The sequence below is a fragment of the Brevibacillus sp. DP1.3A genome (genome assembly GCF_013284245.2).
GTDB lineage: Bacteria > Bacillota > Bacilli > Brevibacillales > Brevibacillaceae > Brevibacillus.
This window is the reverse complement of sequence record NZ_CP085876.1, coordinates 4692302-4718188: the sequence shown is the minus strand read 5'-3', so window position 1 is coordinate 4718188 and position 25887 is coordinate 4692302. Positions and strand designations below refer to the sequence as shown.

Below are 25887 nucleotides of genomic sequence, written 5' to 3'. Positions count from 1 at the left end.
CATGCTGTTTAACTTGGACCTTCAGTTTTTCGCATCGAAAAAAGGGGTAGGTTCCACAAAGAACGGTCGCGATTCCATTTCCAAACGTCTGGGCGTGAAACGTGGCGACGGGCAATTCGTTACTGCTGGTAACATTCTCGTTCGTCAACGCGGAACAAAGATTTACCCAGGTGCGAACGTAATGAAAGGCGGAGACGACACTCTGTTTGCAACTGCAGATGGTGTTGTTCGTTTCAAGCGTCTGGGCCGTGATCGCAAACAAGTTGTGATCGAGCCAGTAGCTTCCGAAGCGTAAATATTTGTTAAGAAAAACCCAGCGATATAGCTGGGTTTTCTTTTTGTCTGGCTCTTTTTTATGGTACAATAGAGGGGAAAGATATTCTTATCGACTTGGGTGAATGTGATGGGGGACGAGCGGAGGCTGTTTACGCATCAGACAGACCAGTTGCTGACCGTTCTGAACAGGCAGCGGCATGACTGGTTGAACCACGTTCAGGTTCTGCTCGGCTATTTGCATTTGAACCGTACTGAACAAGGAGAGGCACACTTGAAGCGCATCGCTCAGATGGCGATGCAGGAATCGATGGTTGCCCGTTTGAATAGCTCCTTGTTGTCCGTCTTCTTCTTGACATTTAACGCACTGAACAAGGATTTGCTTTTAGAAGTAGACGTGTGCAATCATGTGGATCTCACGCGAATAGTTTTGGACGAGCAAGACTTGTTTCAGTTGGTGTCAGAGATATTATGCACAGTGAACGATCAAGTAGACCAAAGCGGGTACGAACCAGCCAGCATGCAGGTAAGCTTGCAGATGGATGAGCGTGGCGTTCATTTTCGTTTTGACCTGGCCGGTGTACTTCGTGCATCCGGAATGGAAGAATTGGAAAAGCTGATACGTAAAAGCGAACAGAGTACGGTGGAGGTCACCGAGTGGATACATACGGAAGAAGAATGGGTCCTGAAATTGGTGGTCCCATTCGCGGAATGAAAGAGGTGACACCATGTTTGTCGATCAGGTAAAAGTATATGTAAAAGGCGGGGACGGTGGTAACGGAGCTGTCTCCTTTCGCCGGGAGAAGTACGTACCGCTGGGTGGTCCAGCAGGTGGAGATGGCGGTCTAGGTGGAGATGTCGTGTTTGTCGTGGATGAAGGTCTGCGTACACTGGTAGATTTCCGCTATCAACGACATTTCAAAGCACCTCGCGGAGAGCATGGCCGCAACAAATCTCAGCACGGAGCAGGCGCGGAAGATATGGTCGTGCGCGTGCCACCGGGAACAACTGTCATTGATGATGATACCAAAGAAGTGATTGTCGATCTCGTAGAGCAGGGCCAACGTGCTGTGATCGCAAAAGGTGGACGTGGTGGACGAGGCAATATTCGTTTTGCCAACTCTTCGAATCCAGCCCCACACATCTCGGAGAACGGAGAGCCAGGTCAAGAGCGTTACATTGTCATGGAGCTCAAGCTGATTGCAGATGTGGGCTTGGTTGGTTATCCGAGTGTTGGAAAATCCACGTTGCTGTCCAGTGTAACAGCGGCGAAGCCAAAAATTGCGGCGTACCACTTTACGACGCTGACACCGAATCTGGGTGTTGTAGACTTGGGCGAGCAGAGCTTCGTAATGGCTGACTTGCCAGGATTGATTGAAGGCGCACATGAAGGTGTGGGTCTTGGTCACCAATTCCTGCGTCACGTAGAGCGTACGCGCTTGATCGTCCATGTGATTGACATGGCAGCGGTAGATGGACGCGATCCATACGAGGATTATTTGCAGATCAACCGCGAGCTGACTATGTATAACCTGAAGCTCGAAGATCGTCCGCAAATTGTAGTCGCGAACAAAATGGAACTGCCAGAAGCAGCGGAAAACCTGCGTATTTTCAAGGAAAAGGCTCCAGATGTAAAGGTGTATGAGATCTCTGCTGCAACCCGCAAAGGCGTACAGGAATTGATGTATGCAATCGGGGATATGTTGGCGACCATTCCGGACAAGCCTACTGTTGAAGAAGTTGTGGAAGTGGAAGAGCGTGTCGTCTTCCGTGCAGAAAAAGAACCAGACGAATTCGAGATTACGCGTGATAACGATGTATTTGTTGTTAGCGGCGAAAAAATCGAGAAGCTCGTACGCATGACCAACCTCACCAGCTATGATGCAGCCCAACGTTTTGCAAGACAAATGCGCAGCATGGGTGTAGATGAGGCCCTGCGTAAGCAAGGAGCAAAAGACGGGGATACCGTTCGGATCGGCAAATTAGAGTTTGACTTTGTGGAGTGACAAAAACCATGATTGATATCCCATCACTGAACCCATTTATGGGGGATAAACGACTCCAACGCGGTGCGACGCTGCCGCTAATCATCTCCAAGCAGGTGAAGACACCTGTCCAAGTTTTGGTTGAACATGCAAAGGGCAATTATCTCGTAGTTTCCTATGAGGTGAAGCCTGAAACGAAAGCAGAGCTTCTCGGATCAACTGTACGCATTCGTTGGGAGACGGATGCGGCAGTGAATACCATTGATTTGGAAGTAGTTTCGGAGCAAACGGTTTGGCCGATCAAGCTTTTAGGGATGATTCCGATTAGTGTAGGGGTAGAAATTACACAAAAGCGCAAGCAGGATCCCATCTCTCCAGATCTCGGTATTTCTGTCCCTTACAAGGTGATGGGAGCTAGACCGATCGAAGAAAAAGGCGAGGCAGTGTTGCTGAAATTCTCTCCTACCCGTCTTGTATTGGGTACAGACGGTTATGTGTCGAAGGGCGATTTTCTCCACTTGTCTTTCAAGATACCCAAGCAAGCGCAGGAGATCGTCATGATGGCGAAAATCGTGGAAAAAACGTTCCAAGACAAGCAATCGATCATTGAATTAATCTTTACGGATATCAATGAAAAGCACCATGAACTCATCAAAGATTACTATAAAAAGCTCTCAACTACCGCTTCTTCCTAAGGAAGCGGTTTTTTTCCTTTGATGTTCCTGTGAAGAAGGTATATAGTAGGGTACATAGAGTTCTAAATCGAGCCTGTTCACTTCATGATTTGTTGTGTACGCTTTCCTGAATAAATACATGTGAAATCATTCACTTTTGATTATTCGAATCCGTTGTCTGCTTTATTTTGTGAAAAATGTTACAAACGATTTTTTACCGGATTTTCAGGGAGAATAGCGGCCGTTACTCGTATGAACAGGCATCGAGAATGAAAGGCCTCTATTCCAAAGCAAAGGAGGACGTTTTTTTTATGTCTCAAACAACTACGCAACAAGCTCAAGCTGCTGCTGAAGTAGCAAGCACTGCAACTCTGGCACCAGCGCAGCAACAAGATGTACTCGATCAGTTGATGAAACCAGAAATTCAAGAGTCACTGAACGTATTGGTGGCGAACCTGCCTAAATTGGCAGAACTGACAACTCTTTTGACCAAAACCTATGATTTGGTACAAACAGTAGCAAATGATCATGTGTTGATCGACGACATCAAAGGCGGAATGGAAGAGTTCGTAAAACCGATCTCTGACAAAGCGAAAGGTATTGCGCAAGCAGCCATTGAAGCCAATGACCGTGTTCATGTAGAAGAGTCTACTATCGGATTGTTCGGTATTCTCAAAATGCTCAAGGATCCGCAAGTACAAAAAACATTGCGTTTCGCACAAGCATTCCTGGAAGTATCAGCAGAACGTCAACAACAAAAACGCTAGTATTTTTTATTATTGATTGTAAGACATGGACGGAGGATTGGGCATGGCGAAGCATATTCTGATTCTAGGCGGCGGTTATGGCGGTTTGCTCAGCGCATTGACTGCACGTAAATACATGACGGCTGAAGAAGCGTCGATCACGGTGGTAAACCGTTTTCCTACTCACCAAATTATTACGGAACTGCACCGCTTGGCAGTAGGAAACCTGTCTGAACAAAACGTGGCGCTCCCTCTGGAAAGATTGCTGCGTGGCAAAGAGATTAACCTTGTAGTAGACTCGGTAGAAAATATTGGTCTCGATTCCCAACGCGTAACATTGGCGAGCGGCGAGTCCATCAAATACGATGCTTTGGTAATTGCGCTGGGTAGTGAAACCGCATTCTTTGGAATCCCAGGTCTGCAAGAGTACAGCTTCACACTGAAGTCTGTAGAAGAAGCAAACCGTCTGCGTGCACACCTCGAAGAGCGTGTGATTGAATACAAGACGAGCAAAAATAAAGCAGATGCTACCTTCGTTGTAGGTGGTGGCGGTCTGACAGGTATCGAGCTGGTTGGGGAATTCGCTGATATGTTGCCAAATCTGTGCCACAAACACGGCGTAGACTTTGCAGACGTATCCATCTACTGCGTAGAAGCAGGTCCATCCATTTTGGCTGGTTTTGCTCCTGACCTGGTTGAGCGTGCGAAAACGAGCTTGGAAAAACGCGGCGTTCAGTTCCTGACAGGCGTACCTGTAACGGAAATGAAAGAAACCACGGTTTGCCTGAAAGATGGCGCTACCATTGAAACCAAAACAATGGTATGGACAGGTGGCGTACAAGGAAATCGCGTAGTAGCTGAGTGCGGCGTGGAAGTAAACCGCGGGCGTGCAACTGTTACAGAATTCCTGCAATCCACTTCTCACCCTGATGTATTCCTCGCAGGTGACAGTGCGGTCGTAATGGGGCCAGAAGGTCGTCCATTCCCTCCAACTGCGCAACTGGCATGGCAAATGGGTGAAGTAGTGGGACACAATCTCTTCGCACACTTCAACGGCACCAAAATGGATACCTTCAAACCGGTATTCTCCGGTACATTGGGTAGCCTGGGCCGTAAAGACGCGATCGGAACAATCGGTGCGAGCCAGCTGAAGCTGAAAGGCTTGCCAGCAACTTTGATGAAAGAGGCGAGTAACGTTCGCTACTTGACTCATATTAACGGTCTGTCCTCTTTGGCATACTAATCGAATCAGGAAAACCCGGGATCAAGAGGTCCCGGGTTTTTTGTGCTTGTTTATCCGTTTCCGCTCGGATCTTCAATCACGTTTGGGGATTGAGCCATCTTTTTGCCCCGCATGTCATTGCCAAACTGTTCGAGACTGCTTGGCTTACCCGCTGGGTGATTGTTACGGCGCTCCGATTTATCTGATTTTCCACGTCCGGCCATTTGCCTTTCACCTCCTCCATACGATACGCATTATTGTGCGCGAAGAAGCTCCCCCTCATGTAATCAAAGTAAACCAAATATGATCCGATGAAAAAAAGTGACGGATAAGGATTGTCACATTACATGCTTTCCGTTATAATGTCCTCTATGAAGAAACAACTGTTTTTCTCAGGAGGACACAACGCATGAAAAAGGAAGAAAAATTCTACTTGATTCGATCTGACATCCTGCCAGAATCGATTGCCAAAACGATTGAAGCCAAGAAGATGCTGGAATCCGGCGAAGTGGATACCGTGAATGAAGCGGTTGAACGGGTGGGACTGAGCCGCAGTGCTTTTTATAAGTACAAGGATGGCGTTTTTCCGTTCAATGCGATGATGAGCGAAAAAATCATGACGTTTACTTTCTCTTTGGATCACATGTCAGGTTACTTGTCCAAAGTGCTCACATATGTAGCAGATCAAGGTGGAAACGTATTGACCATCAATCAGACGATACCACTTCAAGGGATTGCTACCATATCCATGTCAGTCGATATGGCTAATCTTCGCGTATCTAGCACGGAGTTTTTGGATAGCTTGCAGCTGATTCCGGGCGTTCGCAAAGCGATGATCGTCGGTAGAGGCTAAGCTAAAAAACAATCAAAGAAAAGGCAGGGGAGAGAGACATGGAGAAGAAGAACATTAAATTGGGATTAATGGGTTTTGGTACAGTCGGGACTGGTGTAGTACGCATTATTCAAGCGCATCAGGAGGATTTGCAAAAGCAAACAGGTCTCAGTATTGAGATTTCCCGTATTCTTGTTAAGGATGCGGAAAAATCTCGCAACATAATATCCATGGAGGGCGCGCTGACCACTGACCCTGCTAGTCTTTTGGATGATCCAGAAATTGAAGTCATCGTAGAAGTAATTGGTGGAATTCACCCTGCAAAGGAATACATTTTGGGTGCCCTCGAACGAGGCAAGCACGTAGTAACGGCCAACAAAGATCTGATGGCGTTGCACGGGGCCGAAATTTTAGCGAAGGCGCAAGAAAAGGGCTGTGACGTTTTTTACGAGGCAAGCGTGGCAGGTGGAATACCGATCTTGCGCGCATTAGTAGAAGGGTTCTCCTCAGACCGTATCGCGAAAATGATGGGGATTGTCAACGGGACGACCAATTACATTATGACCAAAATGAGTCAAGAGGGCGCAGAATATAGCGAGGTATTGAAAGAAGCGCAAGCACTGGGCTATGCGGAGCAGGACCCAACCTCCGATGTAGAGGGCTTTGATGCCGCCCGCAAAATGGCGATTCTGGCAACGCTGGGCTTCCGTGTGCCGATGAAGCTAGAAGATGTAGACGTAAAAGGGATCAGTTCCGTGAGCAAGGAAGATATCGCCTATGGCAAACAACTGGGCTATGAAATCAAGCTGCTCGGACTTGCTCGTCGTGACGAAGAGGCGATTGAGGTAAGTGTGCAGCCAACTCTGGTTCCGAAATCCCATCCACTCGCTTCCGTAAATGGCGTCTTTAATGCCGTGTACGTACATGGGGAAGCAGTAGGGGAGACCATGTTTTACGGGCCGGGCGCAGGTGAATTGCCGACTGCGACCGCCGTTGTGTCTGACCTGGTCACTGTCGTCAAAAACAGAAAGCTAGGAGTGAATGGACGCGGAATGGTTGCTCCATACAAAGAAAAAGTATTGAAAGAAGACAGCGAAAAATTCTCGAAATACTTCCTGCGTATCATAGTTGCCGATAAACGCGGTGTACTTGCTCAAATTACGCAGATGTTGGCAGACAAAAATATTTCCCTTGAGCAGGTCATCCAGCAACCGTTTAACAACGGATGTGAAGCGGAGATTATCATGGTTACACACCTGTCCTCAAAAAGTGATATGGATGCGGTACTGGCTTACATGGAGCAGATGGATATCGTATCAACTGTGCAGAGCTGCTACCGTGTAGAAGGGGGAGACAAATAATGGCTTCTGATCGACAGTCTGGCATCCTGGCACGTTACCGGGAATTTCTCCCGATCACAGAAAAAACTCCGCTGGTCAGCTTGCATGAAGGAAACACTCCTCTGATCCACGCCCCGAACCTCTCCCAACAATTGGGAGTGGAGCTGTATGTCAAGTACGAGGGGCTCAATCCGACCGGCTCTTTCAAAGATAGAGGGATGGTCATGGCTGTAGCCAAAGCGGTAGAAGAGGGAAGCAACACAATCATGTGCGCCTCGACGGGGAATACATCAGCAGCAGCTGCGGCGTATGCAGCACGCTCAGGATTGCGTTGCATCGTCCTGATCCCGAACGGCAATATCGCGTTGGGCAAGCTGGCACAGGCTATCGCCTATGGTGCAGAAGTCATCGCGATTGACGGTAATTTTGATGAAGCGTTGGATATCGTTCGTGAAATCACCGCGAAAGAGCCGATTACACTGGTGAATTCCGTGAACCCTTACCGGATCGAAGGACAAAAGACTGCGGCATTTGAAGTGTGCGATGCGCTGACAGACGCCCCTGACATTTTGGCCATTCCAGTTGGCAACGCAGGTAACATTACAGCATATTGGAAGGGCTTCGAGGAATATTTCGCAGCCAAAAAATCGAGTCGCTTACCTAAGATGTATGGATTCCAGGCAGCGGGAGCAGCTCCATTGGTTCATGGCGAACCAGTAGCCAACCCTGAAACGATTGCGACTGCTATTCGCATTGGAAACCCGGCGAGCAAGGATGGTGCTTTGAATGCCATTTCGAAATCAAGCGGTCTCGTCGATAGTGTAACGGACGAAGAAATTTTGCATGCGTATCATTTGCTGGCGAAGAGTGAAGGTGTGTTTTGTGAGCCTGCCTCGGCAGCATCGCTGGCTGGCATTATCAAGCTGCATGAGGCGGGAAGGCTTCAACCCGGCAGTCAGATCGTGTGCGTGCTGACTGGAAACGGACTAAAAGATCCAAATATCGCTTTGAAGCTGGTAAGTGAAGAGCCGCGCTCTGTTCCAGCGACACATGAAGCTGTGATGGAGCTGGTTGGTCAAAGTGGGAGAGAATTTGTATCATGAACGGGCGACGTGTAAAAGTAACCATACCGGCAACGACAGCGAATATGGGACCGGGATTCGATGCGCTGGGAATGGCTTTCCAGTTGTATTCTGTCGTAGAAATGGAAATTAGTGATCATACGACAGTAGAGATGATGGGCAAGGAGCTACAAGGAACACCGACGGACAAAAACAATCTTCTGTACAAGGTTGCGGCGAGATTGTTTCAAGAAGCAGGTCTCGCCATGCCTGAGCTCGCGATCCGTGCTTCTAGTGACGCTCCCCTGACGAGGGGCTTGGGGAGCAGTGCCGCTGCGATTGTAGGTGCACTTGTAGCGGCCAACCATCTCGCTGGCGAACCATTTACTCGTGAGCAATTGTTTGAAAAGGCAACACGCCTGGAAGGGCATCCGGATAATGCGGGAGCTTCGATGTTTGGCGGTATCATTGTTGCGACGATGCCCGAAGTACCAGGAGATCCCATTCCTTATGTGCGGTTTTCTGCCCCTGCGGGATTGCAAACTCTCGTCGTGATCCCAGAATTTATGCTCTCGACAGAAAAAGCGCGGAACGTCTTGCCACAGGTGTACAGCAGAGAGGATGTTGTATATAATGTGGGTCATAGTAGTTTGCTAGTTGCTGCACTGGCACAAGGCAGACTCGACCTGATGGGGCGGGCAATGTCGGATCGGTTGCATCAGCCGTATCGAGCAAAGCTTGTACCTGGCTTGAACGAAATCCTGGACAAAGCAACTGAACACGGGGCACTGGGGGCTGCTTTAAGCGGCGCTGGACCGACGATCCTCTGCTTTTTCTCTTCGGATGAAGAATTAGAGAAGCTGCGTGCATTTGTGGACAGAGTGATGAAAGGGCACGACATCTCGTACCGCGTGATGATCTTGCAACCGGACGAAAATGGCGTACAGGTAGAACTCCATCAGAGATAGACCATAGTGGATAGGAGTAGCCATGGAGAAGAAACTTGCTTTTCTAGGACCGCGTGGAACGTTTACCGAAGAAGCAGCGCGGATATTGTCGCTCGGACAAAAGCTATCTTTCGTTCCGTACCCAAGTATTATTGAAGTACTAAACGCTGTTTCCAAAAAGGAAGTGGCATACGGTGTCGTACCGATGGAAAACTCCATTGAAGGAACAGTCAATTCTACACTGGATTGGCTCATTCACGAAGTAGATCTGCCTATTTTAGCGGAGCTTGCACTGCCCATTACGCAAAACTTGCTGGTGGCAAAAAGAGAGCACCCCTTGCCTTTGTCCGCGATTACGCGAGTGCTGTCACATCCTCAAGCGATTGCACAAAGTCATAACTTTTTGCGTGAGAATGTGCCAGAAGCAGCAATTGAAACGGTAAACAGTACGGCATTGGCTGCAAAAATGGTGAGTGAGCATCCAGAAGAGCCGTGGGCTGCTGTTGGTACTCGATTGAATGTAGAGATTTATCCGTTGGAGTTTGCGCGTGAACAAATTCAAGATTATTCGAATAACTACACGCGCTTTGTTCTCGTCGGTCAGGAAAGTCTTGATCTACCGGTTTCCCGAAAGGAAAAGACGACGATACTGGTAACGCTGCCGGAAGATTTCCCGGGAGCATTGTATCAAGTACTGGCGGCTTTTGCTTGGAGAAAGGTCAACTTGTCTCGCATCGAATCACGTCCGACCAAGAAAGCACTCGGAAGCTATTATTTTGTCGTCGACATTGAGCAGAAAATGGACGACGTTTTGTTGCCAGGAGCGTTTGCGGAGATTGAAGCCATTGGTTGTCAAGTTCGTCAGCTCGGGACGTATCCATTTTATATGCATCAGACCAATTCCTAGAGGGATTGGTTTTTTCTTTTTCTGCTCCCTCCCAACAAAGGAGTGGCGTCAAGGAGCAAAACGCCCATGACTGCATACGATGTTAGGGAGCTTGGTGCAAGGGAGGAGAAAAACATTGAGAATACACATCGTCCAAAAAGGCGATACGATGTGGAAGATCGCCAAAAGATATGGCGTCGATTACAAAGAACTGTTACGCCTTAATAGTCAATTAAAAACTCCCGATACAATTTATCCTGGAGCGAGAATCAAGATTCCGGCGAAACAAGTTCCTGTCCGACCATCGCAAAGAACGACGCCCCCCCATCCAATGAGTGAGGCGGCCCCTTATGTGAAAGAAAGACCGATTACGGAAGAGGAAGAGATGGAGGTACCGCAACAAATCGAAAGGCGGCCCATTGAGCCGGAAGAATCAGGAGAGGTACAAATCGAATCTAGGGAGGAGACCAGGCCTACTCTACCGCCGGCTCCCATTCCTACGAGGCCACTCAAGGAGATGCCTAGACCTCCCAAAGAAATGCCAAGACCACCAGTCCCTTCTGTTTCACCAGAGGTAGTCAGGCCAACGGCCCCACCAACATTACCACCTCCACCACCAACACAGCCTATTCCAAAACCAACGGAGCCGATCGAAAAACCAATCGAAAAACCAATCGAAAAACCAATCGAGAAGCCAACACCGTATAAACCACCGAACATTTCAGGGAAGCCAAATGTCCTGCCTCCGGTTCCACCTGTTCCTATACGTCCACTCATACCAACTCCACCTCCAACGAGAGTGAGTCCGTATATTTATCCACCAGCGATTCCACCGAATCAAAATGTACCCAACATTCCATATAGACCACCGACTCAGGTCTTGCCATTACAGCCTACACGACCGCCAGCATATGTATGCCCACCTTGCCCACAGCCGAATTATCCACCGCCACGGGTAAGTCCATTGCAACCAATGCAACCAAACTATCCGCCGCCACGGGTAAGTCCGTTGCAACCGATGCAACCAAACTACCCACCACGGGTAAGTCCATTGCAACCAATGCAGCCAAACTACCCACCACGAGTAAGTCCATTGCAACCAATGCAGCCAAATTATCCACCGCCACGGGTGAGTCCGTTGCGGCCGCAGAAGCCGCCTTCAAAGGTGAGCCCACAACAGCAGCTCAAGCCACCTTCAAAAGTGAGCCCGCAACAGAAGCTGAAGCCATCGACGAGGGTAAGTCCAGAGCAAGAGCGCAGGCCAATGCCACAGGTACGTCCATTCCCGCCATTCTCACCGCCGTTCATGCCACCATTCCCAACACCATTCCCGCCATTTCCGCCTTGCCCACCGTTCGTGAATCCGTGGATTGGGCCGTTTTATCCAAATCGACGACCGATTGTGAGTCCAGAACAAATTCGACCAATCAATCCATTTCCAATCGTCCCACCACCGATTAGACCCATGCCGTTTCCTTATCCATGCCCACCACCATTTCCACCCATGCCATTAAAGCGGCCACGAGCGAAGAAGCCTGTGTGCCCGGAACCAGTGGAGTCATCATCATGTGAGTGTTCTTCTGAAGTCCCGGAGTACAGAGGCCGAAAAGGCAAGTACAATCGTTCTCCACAGGAGATTCACAATAACATGATGTTCCCGCCTTCCCCGTGTATGGCTTCCATGCCTGAACAAGGGGTTTGGCCGAACTGGGGAGATGGGCATGAAGATTCCTCTTCTTACTGAGAGGGTATGGGATGAACAAAGGAATCTTATCCACCATTGAAAAGGCTTTTCGCTGTCAAATCTACGGGGTGAAGCCGAAGCGAAACGTCAACCTGTTAAAAACAGACCGGGGCCACTGGATACTCAAAGGATATAAGCAGGTCGAAAAAGCTGTGTGGGTGACAGAGTTAGCGGATGCACTGCATGAGAAGGGCTTTTATCATACCGTGCAGTATGTGGCGAATCAGGAAGGGTCCAAAATTTTTGCATATGAAGACCGTCATTACACCATCATGAAAATGATTGATGGGCATGAAGCAGATAACGCTTCTCTTTTCGATGTTAAAAAAACAGCCGAAACATTGGCCCGTTTTCATGTTGCAGCTCAGGGTTTTCCTATTGCTCATACGTATGCGTATGAAGGAAAACCGGCTCTTTTAGATAAATGGGAGAGCCGCTTGGAATACTTTGAGCGGTTGATGTGGTCGATTGAACAGAAAGGACCCCAGACAAAACTGGAGCAACTCATTTCGCATCAGGCAGATCACGTTCTTCAAGATGGCAAGGAGCTGCTGCAATCTGCCTACAAGTTGCCTTTGACGCCAGAAATGTTTTTAGCCATGGAGAAGGGGACACTCGCGCACAGAGACGTGGCGAGTCATAACTTTTTGCTTACGGAGCGAGGCAATTGCTATTTGATTGACCTTGATACAGTAGGTCATGATCTTCAGCTTGTTGACCTGGTACAATTGATGTCGCGGATGCTATTGATGCAAGAGTACCGCATGGATTCCTTTGTGGAAGCGATGGAAGCCTATAGTAACGTCAACTATTTATCTGATACCCAGATTTGGGCTGTTCATCAATTGCTTCGGTATCCGGATAATTTCTTGCGGGAGGTAACGGGCTTGTATAGTCAGCGCCCAGGCTACCACATGAAGGGCGTCATGCAGCTGATCCAAATGGAAGGCAAAGTGATGGCGAATCGCCAACGCTTTTTAAACGATGGAGAACGAATTTTCCAGCACTCTCCATGGGGTCATTACCATTTTGTCGGATAGTCGGATAAAACAAAACATCCCTCTCGAAAGAGGGATGTTTGTGTTGTTGACAAGCTTACTTGGAAGCAGGCTTGGACAGATCAATAGAGAATTTCGCAAACCCAGATTCCAATACGTTGATGAACTTGATATTGGACAATTTTTCAGCGAATGGTTTCGCGTCAGGAGAAGAAGTGAACGTAACGTTCAGCTTCGCATCTACTGGAGCAAAAGACCAGTTGTTGTCTGCTGCTGGGTCGATATTTTTTTGATTCAGGATGTAGTCGATTACGATTTGACGGTTTTCATCTGGAGAATCGATTACGATGTTTTTGCCATCCAGACCTGGGAACGCACCACCGCCGCTTGCACGGTAGTTGTTGGTTACGACGATGAATTTGTCTTCAGGTTTTACTGGTTTGCCGTTAAAAGACAGGTTTTTGATGCGGTTTGCATCTTTGCTTGCTACTTTTCCATCTACAGCGTATTTGGATGGCTGTGTAACATCGATTTGATAAGTAACACCGTCGATTACATCAAAGTTGTACGTTGGGAAAGACTCGTTGATGAGTGGTTGCTCATCTGTTTTCTTCGCATCGATTTGGTTGAACTGTCCAGCGGAGCGCTCCAACCATTCTTTCACCGTAGCTCCATCGACCAGAACCGCTTTCAATGTGTTCGGGTAGATGTACAGGTCAGATACGTTTTTGATGGCGATTGTACCAGCTGGGATATTGGAGTAGTAGCTTACTCCGTTGCGGCCGCCTGCTTTAAATGGTGCACCAGCAGACAGAACTGGAATGCCTTCGTATTCTGTACCCTTCACGTTTTTCTCAACGAACCATTTTTGTGCATTGGTTACGATTTGGATAGATGGGTCATCTTGTACGAGTGCAAAGTAGCTGAAGATCGGGGAAGATGTTTTCCCTACAGCAGAACGAACCCATTCAACTGTTTTATCGTGATCTTCTTTTACTGCATCTACGATAGCTTTGTCTGCATCAGCCAAGGATGCTTTGTTAGCTTTGTCATAGATCGGAACTACTTTTGTAGCGGACTCAGCCACTTTCCATTTGCCTTTTTCTTGTTTCAGCGTCAGGTCGATCACGCCGAGGTGGTTACCCCAGAAGCCAGGCATAACGGCTGGTTTACCGTTGATCGTTCCTTTTTCTGCATCAATGCCTGGAATTTTATCGAATCCAGGGCCAGGGAATACGGAGTGGGAGTGTCCGAACAGGATCGCGTCGATACCATCTACTTTGCTCAACTGGTAGCTAGCGTTCTCCAATTGAGGACCACCCTCGATAGGGCCGATTCCGGAGTGAGGAACCGCGATGATGATGTCCGCACCTTTTTTCTTCATTTCAGGTACGAATTTGTTGGCGGTTTCCACGATGTCCTTCGCGATTACTTTTCCTTCTAGGTTAGCCTTGTCCCACTGCATAATTTGTGGCGGAACAAAACCAATTACGCCTACTTTGAGTTTTACATCTTTGCCGTTCTCATCTTTAAAAGTACGCTCCAGGATTTCGTAAGGAGTGTACATGTTTTTGTCATTGTCCGGGTTTTTGTCCTTGTCATCTACATAGACGTTGGAATTTATGTAAGGGAATTTCGCGCCCTTCAAGCTGGTGTCCAAGAACTCCAAACCAAAGTTGAACTCGTGGTTACCGATGTTAGCAACATCATAGTCCATCAGGTTCATTGCTTTGTAAGCAGGGTGAGTATCTCCAGCTTTCAACGGGTCGATTTTTGCCACGTAGTCGCCCAATGGGTTTCCTTGCAACAAGTCACCATTGTCGATCAGGATGCTGTTTTTCGCTTCTTCTCTTGCTTTTTTGACCAATGTCGCTGTTTTTGCGAGGCCAAACTCATCTGTGTTTTTGTCTTGATAGTAGTCATAGTTAACGATATTGGTGTGGATATCTGTCGTTTCCAACAGGCGGAGCTTGAGGACAGAACCTGTTTGCGCGCTTACAGGAGTAAGAGGAAATGAAAGTGCGCCAACAACCAAAGAAGTGCTGAGGAGGAAAGCAGTCAGCATTTTTTTGTTCGTTTTTTTCATGTTTGAAATGACCTCCATAAGTTTACAATAATGCCAAGCAAAAATAGTTTATCATTAGATTTAGACGCTGGAAAGATAGCTAGATGAAATAGTATATTAATTTTTTGTATTGACAAAAATAAAAAAATATAACGTCAATCCTCCATTGGTCGCGTATGTCCCTCTTTCTTTGTGGTAATGATAGGAAGAAAAGCCTGTATAAAGAAGGGGTTCTATGTGACTGAGAAGAAAAAGTGGATGGTTTACGCGACGTGGGGTGCAGCATTAGCCACGGGCGTCGTAGTCGGCATCCTGTTAGTAGGAAAGGACGGAAACGATTCGGGTCTGGCTCGTTTACTGAACCATACAGGCAAAGCGGATGTAGTCGTAGGTAATTCGTATGAACTGGTTTTAGCTCGCCATTATTTGTGTGGGGTGCGAGATGAAGAACATGTGTCAGTTCGTACCAATCAACTGGCAGACATCATGGGCAACTATAATGGATGGGAAATTGTACAAGCAGAACCTGTCAAGATGATCTTAATGAAACGCGAGCAGGATATAGCGCCAGCATGCAAGGAGAATGGACATATCGGAATAGCTGCGGACGGCATGCTTACTCTCTTTCATGGTCTGCCTGCTGAACAAGATGTCGTGCAAACCTTTTATCGAATCGATACTGCGAAAATGGAAGCGAGTCTGCCAAAAGAGGAATGGGAGAATCTGAAACGGGGGATTCGCATTCGTAATTTGGCTGAGTATAACAGTGTATTGTCCACCTATGGCGAATACCAATGGAGTGGCCGATGAAAACGGTTGGACCAAAAGAAATCCCTTTCGAGCCTTTCGTGTAACAAGCACATATTGGACTGGAAAGGGATTTTTGTTTCCATTGCTATGGATTCAGTTCAACCGCAATGATTCGCCAACGTTCCCCCGGTACTTCGCGGCGCAAAAGAAATTTCCATGTCCGTCGAAAATTACCGCCTTCCCGGGCGATGTATGTGAGCCGAACAGGAACCTCTATCAAGAGGGGACCGCGTTCGTCTGACGGGATGACGATTTCTGACGATCGCACAGATTCGATCACGGACAGCCCTTCAGGAAGTGAGAATCCGTCCGTTGTCATTCGCATCGCATGGGTGTCGTGCTCATGCAGAGCGGTGAGGAAATAGCCGACGAGCTCTTCAGGAGACGCCCCTTTTATTGTAGTCGCAAGCGCTCCGGAGGCCTTGAGAATCATCATGCTGTGACTGGGATCGGGCTCTGTGCGTCGATGGGTAGAACTGCCGAAAAAGTGGATGCAAAAATGCCCCGGGAATTCATTTCCTTTAATCGCACCAGCGCCATGTGGCATTCCGTGCATGGATGCTGCAAAATAAGTACCGTCTACCTCTACCAGAATGGCTCTGCGCTTCCACGACCATTTCCCCTGGTAAATGTTCTTCATGATCTGTGTATCCTTGCGTGTCAACGGTTGGACATCGGCATGGCGACTGCCTGCTCTGCGCTGGACATCAAAACGATGACCTGTCTCTAAATCAATCACGGTACCGAACTCCATCCGTTTCAACGTTTTTTTCACCTGTTCCCAAGGAATGGCTTGCGCAAAATGGACGGCCTCTACGGACTTGACCATTTCTTCGATCCTTTGGCGAACATCGTTTGCCAATACATAACGACGAGGCATTTCTGTTTCATAAAGCTGGCCATCATGATCATATATATACGTTCGTTTTTTTACGGTCAATGTAGCACGTACCCAGTGCGGGTTATAGGAGGCGACTTCGGTAGTAGAGCCCAATAGCCGCTTCGTAAATTGCTTTTGATCACGGAAGGACATAGTCGTTTGGAAGGAGGACTCTGGGGACACCGAAACGGTGACCGTGATGTCATTCTTGACCTTGGCAAACACAGAGTGCGGCATTGACAGTGCGATTACGAAGAGGCATATACAAAAAATAAGGACTTTGCTTCGCAACAACCAACACCTCCACTGCTTATCGTTTCAATAAGATGTCTGGTTCATGTGGCGTAAATCTTGGTATCATAACACCATTGCGCTTACGCCATACTGATTTCATACGGTGATCGAAGGAGGAGTCTTTAGACCATGTCTACCATGCCAAGAGGTAGCTACAAAGACCAGTTCCATCAGCGTTTGTACGTTCAGTTGAACCAGGGGCACAACAAGCTCAATTACCAACAGATCAACAAGATCAAAGAGCACATGCAGAGTGGCGTAGACGACTATGCCCACATGCAGCATGATGTGTCAGATTCAATCGGAATGAACAAACACTAACAGACACCGTATAACCCGCTCCTTTTACGAGGAAGCGGGTTTTTATATGGAAATACACGTTCGCTTTTTGGGTGCTTTGTGTTACAGTAGAGAGTAGAATCTTTGCTCACGGAGAGTGGACTATGCGCATTTTAGGAATTGACCCTGGCATTGCGATTGTTGGCTTCGGGGTTGTGGATAAAGAGGGCAGCCAATTGCGTCCCGTCCAATATGGGAGCATTCAGACAGAAGCAGGATTGCCAGTGCCACTTCGATTGAAACAGATTTTTGAGGCAATGCAGAGCCTTCTGGAAACATATCGTCCCGATGAAATGTCCGTCGAAAAGCTTTTCTTTAATAAAAACGTGACGACGGCCTTTACAGTTGGTCAAGCGCGAGGGGTTATTATACTTGCAGCAGAGCTGGCTGGTGTGCCGGTCTATGAATATACCCCAATGCAGGTCAAGCAAGCCGTGACTGGATACGGGGGAGCAGAGAAGAAGCAAATACAGGAAATGACGAAGCTCCTATTGCGGTTAAAAGAAGTACCAAAGCCTGACGACGTGGCGGACGCATTGGGCATTGCTATTACGCACGCACAGTTTCGCGCGTTCATTTCCATTTCGGAAGGGGTCAAGAAATGATTGATTTTGTAGAAGGTACACTTAGTTATCTCGATTCGGAATACATAGTTATCGAAACGGGCGGAATTGGTTATCGACTGTTTTGCCCAAACCCGTACCAATTCGTTCGGTATGAAGGCAGCAAAACCAAATTGTTTACCCACCACCATGTGCGGGAGGATGCCATTCTGTTGTACGGTTTCGCTACCCGTGACGAACGCGATTTATTCCGCAAGCTGCTTGATGTTAGTGGAATCGGTCCAAAGGGCGGATTGGCCATTCTGGCTGCGGCGACGCCTGAGCAGCTGGTGATGGCGGTTCAACAGGAGAATGTTACCTATTTGACGAAATTTCCGGGGATTGGGAAAAAGACTGCCCAGCGCATTATCCTCGATTTGAAGGATAAATTGGTAGGATACACACCATCTGCGATTTTGACTATTGCAGCGGGTGATTTGACAGCAGGCGAGCAAGCTGTGTCTGCGCTGAACGAAGCACTCGATGCATTGACTGCACTGGGTTACTCTGATGGTGAACTGCAAAAAATCAGAAACAAGCTGTCTGAGAAATCAAAAGAGGGCGATGGTGTAGAAAAGCTCATCAAACAAGGGCTTGCGTTGCTCATGAGGGGGTAGGATTTTGGATTCTCGGATCATCACGACGCATATGAATTGGGAAGAAGAGGCGGCGGAGCTGAGCCTCCGTCCCCGCTATTTAAACGAATACATCGGTCAACAGCACGTGAAGGAAAACCTGAAGATTTTTATTGAAGCAGCCAAAATGCGGAAAGAGTCGTTGGATCACGTGCTTCTGTACGGTCCACCTGGTCTGGGGAAGACAACCCTGTCGCAAATCATCGCAAATGAACTGGGTGTGAATATCCGCACGACGTCTGGTCCGGCAATTGAGCGTCCGGGTGATTTGGCAGCGATTTTGACGAATTTGCAAGAAGGCGACGTCCTGTTTATTGACGAGATACACAGGCTCAACCGAAGCGTCGAGGAAGTATTATATCCGGCTATGGAGGATTTTGCGCTGGATATCATTATCGGTAAAGGGCCAAGTGCTCGCAGTGTCCGTTTGGATTTGCCGCCGTTTACATTGGTCGGGGCCACGACGCGAGCTGGAATGCTGTCTGCGCCGCTTCGCGATCGCTTTGGGGTTGTAAATCGCCTGGAGTTTTATACAGTCCCGGAACTGACCTTTATCGTTTCGCGTGCAGCCGACATCCTGCAGGTCGTCATTCGAGAGGGCGGAGCAGAGGAGATTGCCAGACGTTCACGGGGAACCCCCCGGGTGGCAAACCGTTTGCTGAAGCGGGTTCGCGATTTTGCTCAAGTAAAAGGCGAAGGCGTCATTACGACAGAGATTGCCAAAGAAGCGCTGGAAAGATTGCAAGTGGATGCTTGCGGTCTGGATCATATCGACCATAAACTATTGCTAGCGATTATTGATCGCTTTGACGGCGGACCGGTTGGACTGGATACGATCGCAGCAACAATCGGAGAAGAGTCGCAAACGGTGGAAGATGTTTGCGAACCATACCTCATGCAGATTGGCTTCATGCAGCGGACGCCGCGGGGGCGTGTTCTCACCCCGAGTGCGTACCAACACTTTGGGCGGGAGATGAAATCGTGAATCCTGTAGCCAAGCTACTGATTATTGGTGGTGCTGCTTTAATCGTAATCGGTCTTTTGTGGCAGGTAGGAGGCAGATTTTTGCCGCTGGGGCGTTTGCCGGGAGATATCGTGGTAGAAAAGGAAAACGTAAAGTTCTACTTTCCGATTGTGACTTGTATTGTGATTAGCATCGTCTTGTCTCTTGGCATGTATTTATTCCGGCTGTTTAAATAGGCAAGTGTGAAGGCCATCGGAGCTCATCGTTCCGGTGGTTTTTTTGCGTGCGGGCGTTTGGTCTCATTTTACGAAAAAGGCAGGAGATCAGCCTGCGATTGTCGAAAAACATGGGAAGACATGCCAATTTTTGTTGAAAATCAGGTGGAGAAAGGACAATGGACGACATGAGAAAGAAATGGATGGGGAAAGTCCTTTCGGTGGGCCTGCTAACAGTAGTTCTCGTAGGAGGACAAGTACCAGCGCAGGCAGCCGGCGACAATATCAGAGTTGCGCTATTTGTGGATATGGGACAAGGCTATCGGGGAGTAGTTCCTTCCGTGACGCTAACTGCTGAAAATGGAATGGAAGTCGTACTCAATGGACCCGAAGGCAAGACAGATTTACCCGAATTAAAGGGAGATGCAGCTCGTTACCGAGTTGATGAATATCATCTGATCGTTGCCGAAACGGGTGACTGGAATCGTGCACAGCAGATTGCACAGCAAATGAGCCAACGCAAATACGAGGGCTCAATCCAGGTGGCAAAGCGCAACGGTCAGACCGTCTATCAGGTTGTAAGTGGAACGTATGACACGTATCAGGCTGCTGCCAATCAGGCAAAAACAGTTGCCCAGGCAATCGGGCAGAATCCGCTGGTAAAAGGTCCACATCGACTTGAAGCGGGTAAATTCAAAAGCTTAAAGGAAGCACAAGAATGGCAAGCGTCATTTGAAGTAGCAGGCATTCCTGCTTATCCCGTGATGCTATCAGATGGGGATAAAGTCAAATATGCGGTATGGATCGGTGACGAGGTTAGTCCTGATGCTGTGAAAGAATTGAAACGAAGAGCAAACGCCGCATTTCCTTCTTTCTCCTATCAGGAGTCAGACAGCCAATCTTATGTTATATTGAAGCAGGATGTATACGGATCACCGGATGAAGTGATTTGGAAGTATGTATTCTCCCCTCAAGTAAAGCTGACTGTCGAAGCGAATAAAGCAGGCGATGAATCGGTGATTGGCGTTGTGGAACGAGAGCAGCGCACATATCGCGGTGAGATGGAGCTATCGGAATACAATGGTCACTTGACGCTAGTAAATGAGCTGCCAATGGAAGAGTATCTGTATGGAGTCGTTGGCTCTGAAATGGCTCCAGGCTGGCCGATGGAAGCATTGAAAACACAAGCAGTTCTGTCGAGAACTCGTGCTGTGTGGCAAGGTAATAAGTATGGAGTTGCCAATGTATCCGACACGGTTTTCGAACAGGCGTATTATGGCTATACAAAAGAGTCTGATGATGTACGTGAGGCCGTCGACGATACAGAAGGTGATATCATTTACTACCAAGGCAAGCCAGCGGAGTCACTCTTTTACTCCAATGCAGGCGGTATGACGGCGGACGGCACAGAAGTATGGGGCAATCCGGTTCCTTATTTGCGATCTGTCGAGAGTAAAGACACATATCCAATGGACAATGCGAGCGTATGGTACCGCGTGGCTGTAGCAGATGGAACGCTCGGCTATGTAAGAAATGATCTGGTAACGGAAACAGGCCAGAGCAATTCAGAAGGAAAAAGAATGGCGGTCATTTCGACCGAGAATACCAATTTGCGCTCAGGCCCAAGTACAACGACTCATCGTGTGTTGTCCGTACTCCCTACTGGCGCAGAAGTAACGATCCTCTCAGAAGTAAAAGAAGAAAATGCGTATTCGTGGACGCGTGGTCCGTTTACCGCTACAGAGGTTGCAGCCATGATCAATGCCGCGCATGACAAGAACAAAGCTCCACGCATTTCAGGAAACGTAACGAGCCTGAAAGTGACAGAACGTGGTCCATCTGGACGTGTGATCGCGATGGAAGCAAACGGCACGCCGATCGTCGTTTCTTCACCCGATGCTTTCCGTTCTGTTTTTCAACAAGGTGGCTCCCCTCTGCGCAGCACGAAGTTTGAAGTAGAAATGGTCAATGGCTCGCAATTCATCTTCCGAGGTACTGGCTTTGGGCACGGACTTGGTGTTTCCCAATACGGAGCTCGTGCGATGGCAGAGGAAGGGTATGACTACAAAGATATCTTGCAACACTACTACCAGGATGTGACAATCGAAAAGTAAGTCGTTTGCCACAAGATCTACCGCAAAAAGGAGTAACGATTTCGTGGACGTGCAACAATTTGATTTTGATTTGCCGGAGCATTTGATTGCCCAGCACCCGCTAGAAGACCGAACATCATCGAGATTGCTCATGCTAGAGAAACAAACAGGTAATATCGTTCATCAGCAATTTACCAATTTAATCGATCACCTCAAAGCAGGGGATGTACTCGTCATGAATGACAGCCGCGTTTTACCTGCCAGATTGATTGGAGAAAAGGCTGAGACTGGTGCAAAAATAGAAATCCTTTTGTTGAAGTCACTTGGTGACGATCGCTGGGAGACGCTGGTGAAGCCCGGGAAGCGGATGAAGCAGGGGACAGAAGTGGTTTTTGGAAACGGTCTATTGCGTTGTGTTTGTGAAGACGTGACAGAGATGGGTGGACGAATCGTGCGCTTTTTGTACGAGGGAATTTTTTATGAGATTCTCGACCAATTAGGCTCGATGCCTTTGCCCCCGTATATTCACGCACAACTGGAGGACAGTGAGCGTTACCAGACAGTCTATGCGAAGGAGCGCGGCTCAGCAGCAGCTCCGACAGCCGGCCTCCATTTCACGAAGCCGTACTTGGAGCAAATCGCTGCCAAAGGTGTACAGCTGGCTTACGTAACTCTGCATGTGGGACTGGGGACTTTTCGCCCTGTTTCAGCGGATTCCGTGGAAGAGCATGTCATGCACGCGGAGTACTATGAGATTCCCGAGGAAACAGTAGAGCTGGTGAACCGGGCAAAAGCAGAAGGTAGAAGAGTAATCGCTGTCGGGACGACATCATGCCGCACATTGGAGACAGTAGGGCGCGCGAATGGAGGAAAGCTGGTCGCAACCTCTGGTTGGACGGATATTTTCATTTATCCGGGCTACACGTTTTCTATCCTAGACGGGCTCCTGACAAACTTCCACTTGCCGAAGTCTACGCTCGTCATGCTCGTGAGTGCTCTGGCTGGAAAAGAGAATGTGATGCGTGCCTACAAAACGGCTGTGGAAGAGGAGTATCGCTTCTTCAGTTTTGGCGATGCGATGTTCATTTTATAAAAATGTGAACAACCCACCTGTATAAGTGTATACTTATTAGTCAGGTGGGTTTACTTCATCCAGAAGTTTTTCTATAATAGGTAAGACTTACATACATAGCTTGAGGAGTGCAAAGATTTGGCTGTACGCTACGAGTTAATCAAAACATGCAAACAAACTGGTGCACGTCTCGGTAAGTTACATACCCCTCATGGGACGATTGACACCCCTGTCTTTATGCCTGTCGGTACACAAGCGACAGTAAAGACGATGAGCCCGGAGGAGTTAAAAGCGTTAGGCGCGGGCATCATCCTCAGTAATACGTACCATTTGTTTCTACGTCCAGGGCATGAAATTGTTCGTGAGGCAGGTGGACTGCACGGCTTTATGAATTGGGACCGTGCGATTCTGACTGATTCCGGCGGTTTTCAAGTATTTAGCCTTAGTAACCTCCGCAAGATCACGGAGGAAGGAGTATCCTTCCGTTCCCACCTAAACGGCGAAAAGCTGTTTATTGGTCCTGAAGAGGCTACACAGATTCAAAACGCGTTGGGTGCCGATATTTTCATGGCATTCGATGAATGTGCTCCTTATCCTGCGGAGTACGATTACGTAAAAAAATCAATGGAGCGAACAACCCGCTGGGCAGAGCGTTGCCTGAAGGCGCATACTCGTCCAAACGAACAAGCGTTGTTTGGAATCGTTCAGGGTGGCATGTTCAACGATTTGCGCGCACAAAGTGCACGCGATCTCGTTTCCATGGATTTCCCAGGATACGCGATCGGTGGTTTGAGCGTGGGAGAACCGTTTCCTTTGATGTATGAAGTGCTGGAGCATACCGTTCCATTGCTTCCGACAAGCAAAGCCCGCTATTTGATGGGGGTTGGTTCACCTGATGCTCTTATCGAGGGAGCGATCCGCGGCATCGACATGTTTGATTGTGTGTTGCCGACAAGAATTGCCCGCAATGGGACATGCATGACAAGCCAGGGAAGACTGGTCATCCGCAATGCAAAATACGCGCGCGACTTTACCCCGCTTGATCCAAATTGCGATTGCTACACCTGCAAAAATTACACACGTGCTTACATCCGACATCTGGTCAAGTCGGAGGAAACTTTTGGTATCCGATTAACTACCTACCATAACCTGCACTTCTTGGTGAAGTTAATGGAACAGGTGCGTCAGGCGATTGCCGAAGACCGCTTGCAAGATTTCCGCGACCAGTTTTTCGCTCAATATGGTTTGGGTGAAGATAGATCTTTTTAATCGAGGGGGATTTTTTTCATGGATGGCTTAACTCAGTTTTTACCGATTATCATCATGTTTGCGATTTTTTACTTCTTGCTGATTCGTCCGCAACAAAAGAAGGCAAAACAACGCAACGCTATGCTTGCAGCTATTAAAAAAGGCGACAAGATCGTAACAATCGGTGGAGTGCATGGAACGATCCAAGACCTGTCTGATGATACTATCACTTTGCGTATTGCTCACAACGTAAACGTTACGTTCGATCGTGGTGCGATCAACAGCGTGGTTTCTTCCAGCAACGAACCAGCAAAGAGTGAACCAGCGAAGAGCGAAGAAACAAAAGAAGAATCCAAATAATACATGCGAAAAGCAGGTGGGTCATCCACCTGCTTTTTTTCTGTCTTGCTTTAGCGGCGAGGCTTGATAACTTTAGGTTTACCGCCTTTATGCTTGTTGTTGGAATTGGCCGAATTCACGCCGAGAATCCCACCTAAGGCAGCCACTCCAAAAGCGCCGAACAAGAACAGGAAGGCCCCCCATTGCATCGGGGCGTTAAAGCCGAGGAAGCCGATTAAGAGGATGAAAAGGAAGTAAGTGAGTCCGGTAAGTCCGCCGTAGTACCAGCCCCTGCCGCCGCACCGACGTCCAGTAACGAATCCCCCGATCAAGAGGGCGATGGCATTGATCACGTACGTAAAATAGGGCAGTGTGCCTTCCCGTATCGAGGTGAAGCTAAGGAGCAAGGTCGCGAGCAAAGCTCCAATTAAAACGAGACATGTCGTATACAATAGACCTGTCAGTACTGAGGTAGATGCACTTCGCACGGTATGTACCCCCTTATTGGAAGTGTTTGTACATCTATATGAGAGGCTTGGCTCACGTATTCATCTTCGCGTTGAACATTGATAGGAATTTTCGTATGATGGATGGGGAACGAGACGGGGGTGAGGAAGATTGATCAAAACGTACTTTTATAACCACTCTGAACAGAAGATGTTTCACGATGTTGATCTGGCAACGAAGGATCAATGGCTGAAATCACCAGAGGATCTACTCTGGATCGATCTGTATGATGTGGGAAACAATGAACTGCCCTATATTGCCAAGATTTTCGACTTTCACCCGCTGGCAATTGAGGACTGCCTGCACGTCAGTCCACGTGCCAAGGTAGACAAGTACGATGACTACTATTTCTTCGTTTTTCACGCCCTGCGTTACAATGAAGAAAGCGATGACGAGATCACAACGGTAGAACTGAACGTTTTTCTCGGTCCTAACTACATCGTGACGATCCACAAGTCTCCGATGAATACCATCGGTCGGATCGCTGCCATGTGTCACCGCAACATTTCTTACTTGAACAGAGGTCCTGACTATTTGCTGTATGCCATTGTAGACGGGATTACCGATGAATATTTTCCCATTATTGATCGGATTAGTGTGCGGATTGACGAGTTGGAGGACGAGATTTATGAACATCAGATGGAGGAAATTACCGAAGAGTTCCTGGCGTTGAAGCGAACGATTATTTTAATCAGGCGTGTGATCATGCCACAAAAAAGAATTTTCGCGAACGTCAACGGCCGTTACTCCTTCGATATTTCCGAGGAAAACGTTCCGTTCTACACCGACCTAACAGACCACTTGGAGCGGATTTCGGATTCAACGGAAACCTTCCGTGATCTGGTTAACGGTGCGTTGGATACGTACTACACCATCATTAGCGCCAAAACAACGGAGACGATGCGGGTTCTTACGATCATCTCTACGATCATCCTTCCGTTGACATTTATCACCGGACTATTCGGGATGAATACTTTTGCATGGCTGGGTGAAGAAGCCGAACCGTATATGCTGATCGTGGCACTCGTGATTATGCTAGCCATGACGTTTACTATGCTTCACATTTTCCGCAAGCGAAAGTGGCTGTAATTGGTGCTAATACTTTCCCTGCCCCCT

General features: G+C 48.1%; 29 protein-coding genes and 1 pseudogene. 25 read left to right on the top strand and 5 right to left on the bottom strand.

From position 1 onward, the window contains the following. Position 1: 1 nt before the first annotated feature. From rpmA to HP399_RS21590, 6 genes are all read left to right on the top strand, one after another. A complete protein-coding gene (rpmA, locus tag HP399_RS21615; RefSeq protein ID WP_005832382.1) occupies positions 2-295 on the top strand; it encodes a 50S ribosomal protein L27 in 294 nt (97 codons plus the stop codon). Between the two features lie 108 nt (positions 296-403). Beyond that, entirely contained in the window at positions 404-988 is a 585-nt protein-coding gene (locus HP399_RS21610; RefSeq protein ID WP_173618927.1) for a Spo0B C-terminal domain-containing protein, read from the top strand. Positions 989-1001: 13 nt separating this feature from the next. Next, positions 1002-2279 carry a GTPase ObgE gene (gene obgE / locus HP399_RS21605; RefSeq protein ID WP_173618926.1) on the top strand — a complete coding sequence of 426 codons (1278 nt, stop codon included), beginning with the start codon at positions 1002-1004 and terminating at the stop codon, positions 2277-2279. An 8-nt stretch (positions 2280-2287) separates the two neighbouring features. After that, positions 2288-2953 (top strand): PilZ domain-containing protein, encoded by a 666-nt coding sequence (locus HP399_RS21600; protein WP_173618925.1) that lies wholly within the window; start codon positions 2288-2290, stop codon positions 2951-2953. A gap of 290 nt (positions 2954-3243) precedes the next feature. Next, on the top strand, positions 3244-3699 hold the full coding sequence (locus HP399_RS21595) for a helical membrane plugin domain-containing protein (protein ID WP_007728644.1): 456 nt from the start codon (positions 3244-3246) through the stop codon (positions 3697-3699). A gap of 43 nt (positions 3700-3742) precedes the next feature. Beyond that, positions 3743-4921, top strand: coding sequence for an NAD(P)/FAD-dependent oxidoreductase (locus HP399_RS21590; RefSeq protein ID WP_173618924.1), 1179 nt, complete (start codon positions 3743-3745; stop codon positions 4919-4921). A 50-nt stretch (positions 4922-4971) separates the two neighbouring features. Here the strand turns inward: HP399_RS21590 and HP399_RS21585 are convergent, their stop codons facing one another. Further along, positions 4972-5124 (bottom strand): hypothetical protein, encoded by a 153-nt coding sequence (locus HP399_RS21585; protein ID WP_007728640.1) that lies wholly within the window; start codon positions 5122-5124, stop codon positions 4972-4974. 185 nt (positions 5125-5309) lie between these two features. Here HP399_RS21585 and HP399_RS21580 point away from each other — a divergent pair, with 185 nt between their 5' ends. From HP399_RS21580 to HP399_RS31190, 6 genes and pseudogenes are all read left to right on the top strand, one after another. Continuing rightward, on the top strand, positions 5310-5753 hold the full coding sequence (locus tag HP399_RS21580; RefSeq protein WP_173618923.1) for an ACT domain-containing protein: 444 nt from the start codon (positions 5310-5312) through the stop codon (positions 5751-5753). A 38-nt stretch (positions 5754-5791) separates the two neighbouring features. Next, positions 5792-7093 (top strand): homoserine dehydrogenase, encoded by a 1302-nt coding sequence (locus tag HP399_RS21575; protein ID WP_173618922.1) that lies wholly within the window; start codon positions 5792-5794, stop codon positions 7091-7093. After that, entirely contained in the window at positions 7093-8175 is a 1083-nt protein-coding gene (gene thrC, locus HP399_RS21570; RefSeq protein WP_173618921.1) for a threonine synthase, read from the top strand. The genes HP399_RS21575 and thrC overlap by 1 nt, the downstream gene beginning before the upstream one ends. Beyond that, the gene (thrB, locus tag HP399_RS21565) at positions 8172-9101 is read left to right on the top strand and encodes a homoserine kinase (protein ID WP_173618920.1); all 930 of its coding nucleotides are present in this window, start codon (positions 8172-8174) and stop codon (positions 9099-9101) included. The genes thrC and thrB overlap by 4 nt, the downstream gene beginning before the upstream one ends. A 22-nt stretch (positions 9102-9123) precedes the next feature. Next, positions 9124-9987, top strand: coding sequence for a prephenate dehydratase (gene pheA, locus HP399_RS21560; protein WP_173618919.1), 864 nt, complete (start codon positions 9124-9126; stop codon positions 9985-9987). Between the two features lie 79 nt (positions 9988-10066). Continuing rightward, a pseudogene (locus tag HP399_RS31190) lies at positions 10067-10189 on the top strand (LysM peptidoglycan-binding domain-containing protein); the annotation flags it as partial. Positions 10190-10314: 125 nt separating this feature from the next. On the opposite strand, the gene HP399_RS21550 reads toward HP399_RS31190, so the two are convergent. After that, positions 10315-10743: a hypothetical protein gene (locus HP399_RS21550; protein ID WP_228088316.1), complete on the bottom strand. Its 429-nt coding sequence runs from the start codon at positions 10741-10743 to the stop codon at positions 10315-10317. 147 nt (positions 10744-10890) lie between these two features. Here HP399_RS21550 and HP399_RS21545 point away from each other — a divergent pair, with 147 nt between their 5' ends. After that, positions 10891-11427, top strand: coding sequence for a hypothetical protein (locus HP399_RS21545; RefSeq protein ID WP_228088314.1), 537 nt, complete (start codon positions 10891-10893; stop codon positions 11425-11427). 294 nt (positions 11428-11721) lie between these two features. Beyond that, positions 11722-12750 carry a phosphotransferase gene (locus tag HP399_RS21540; RefSeq protein WP_173618917.1) on the top strand — a complete coding sequence of 343 codons (1029 nt, stop codon included), beginning with the start codon at positions 11722-11724 and terminating at the stop codon, positions 12748-12750. A gap of 55 nt (positions 12751-12805) precedes the next feature. Here HP399_RS21540 and HP399_RS21535 read toward each other — a convergent pair whose 3' ends face one another. Continuing rightward, positions 12806-14794, bottom strand: a complete 1989-nt coding sequence (locus tag HP399_RS21535; protein WP_173618916.1) for a bifunctional 2',3'-cyclic-nucleotide 2'-phosphodiesterase/3'-nucleotidase — start codon at positions 14792-14794, stop codon at positions 12806-12808. 216 nt (positions 14795-15010) lie between these two features. Here HP399_RS21535 and HP399_RS21530 point away from each other — a divergent pair, with 216 nt between their 5' ends. Then, on the top strand, positions 15011-15583 hold the full coding sequence (locus HP399_RS21530) for a BofC C-terminal domain-containing protein (RefSeq protein ID WP_173618915.1): 573 nt from the start codon (positions 15011-15013) through the stop codon (positions 15581-15583). Between the two features lie 85 nt (positions 15584-15668). Here HP399_RS21530 and HP399_RS21525 read toward each other — a convergent pair whose 3' ends face one another. Then, positions 15669-16754 (bottom strand): hypothetical protein, encoded by a 1086-nt coding sequence (locus HP399_RS21525; protein ID WP_228088313.1) that lies wholly within the window; start codon positions 16752-16754, stop codon positions 15669-15671. 132 nt (positions 16755-16886) lie between these two features. Between HP399_RS21525 and HP399_RS21520 the strand changes: the two genes are divergently transcribed. From HP399_RS21520 to yajC, 9 genes are all read left to right on the top strand, one after another. Next, positions 16887-17078, top strand: coding sequence for a hypothetical protein (locus HP399_RS21520; protein ID WP_173618913.1), 192 nt, complete (start codon positions 16887-16889; stop codon positions 17076-17078). A 122-nt stretch (positions 17079-17200) separates the two neighbouring features. Beyond that, on the top strand, positions 17201-17701 hold the full coding sequence (gene ruvC / locus HP399_RS21515; RefSeq protein WP_012685580.1) for a crossover junction endodeoxyribonuclease RuvC: 501 nt from the start codon (positions 17201-17203) through the stop codon (positions 17699-17701). Next, the gene (gene ruvA, locus HP399_RS21510; protein ID WP_173618912.1) at positions 17698-18315 is read left to right on the top strand and encodes a Holliday junction branch migration protein RuvA; all 618 of its coding nucleotides are present in this window, start codon (positions 17698-17700) and stop codon (positions 18313-18315) included. Before ruvC ends, ruvA begins: the two co-directional genes overlap by 4 nt. A 4-nt stretch (positions 18316-18319) precedes the next feature. Continuing rightward, a complete protein-coding gene (ruvB, locus tag HP399_RS21505) occupies positions 18320-19318 on the top strand; it encodes a Holliday junction branch migration DNA helicase RuvB (RefSeq protein WP_173618911.1) in 999 nt (332 codons plus the stop codon). Further along, a complete protein-coding gene (locus tag HP399_RS21500) occupies positions 19315-19533 on the top strand; it encodes a DUF2905 domain-containing protein (protein ID WP_012685583.1) in 219 nt (72 codons plus the stop codon). Before ruvB ends, HP399_RS21500 begins: the two co-directional genes overlap by 4 nt. Before the next feature lie 158 nt (positions 19534-19691). Further along, a complete protein-coding gene (locus tag HP399_RS21495) occupies positions 19692-21626 on the top strand; it encodes a SpoIID/LytB domain-containing protein (protein WP_173618910.1) in 1935 nt (644 codons plus the stop codon). 43 nt (positions 21627-21669) lie between these two features. Then, positions 21670-22698 carry a tRNA preQ1(34) S-adenosylmethionine ribosyltransferase-isomerase QueA gene (queA, locus tag HP399_RS21490; protein ID WP_173618909.1) on the top strand — a complete coding sequence of 343 codons (1029 nt, stop codon included), beginning with the start codon at positions 21670-21672 and terminating at the stop codon, positions 22696-22698. 117 nt (positions 22699-22815) lie between these two features. Next, a complete protein-coding gene (gene tgt, locus HP399_RS21485) occupies positions 22816-23946 on the top strand; it encodes a tRNA guanosine(34) transglycosylase Tgt (RefSeq protein WP_173618908.1) in 1131 nt (376 codons plus the stop codon). Between the two features lie 18 nt (positions 23947-23964). After that, positions 23965-24285, top strand: coding sequence for a preprotein translocase subunit YajC (gene yajC, locus HP399_RS21480; RefSeq protein ID WP_173618907.1), 321 nt, complete (start codon positions 23965-23967; stop codon positions 24283-24285). Between the two features lie 50 nt (positions 24286-24335). Here yajC and HP399_RS21475 read toward each other — a convergent pair whose 3' ends face one another. Then, positions 24336-24752, bottom strand: coding sequence for a TIGR04086 family membrane protein (locus HP399_RS21475; protein WP_173618906.1), 417 nt, complete (start codon positions 24750-24752; stop codon positions 24336-24338). A gap of 130 nt (positions 24753-24882) precedes the next feature. Here HP399_RS21475 and corA point away from each other — a divergent pair, with 130 nt between their 5' ends. After that, on the top strand, positions 24883-25860 hold the full coding sequence (gene corA / locus HP399_RS21470) for a magnesium/cobalt transporter CorA (protein ID WP_106839332.1): 978 nt from the start codon (positions 24883-24885) through the stop codon (positions 25858-25860). Positions 25861-25887 lie beyond the last annotated feature (27 nt).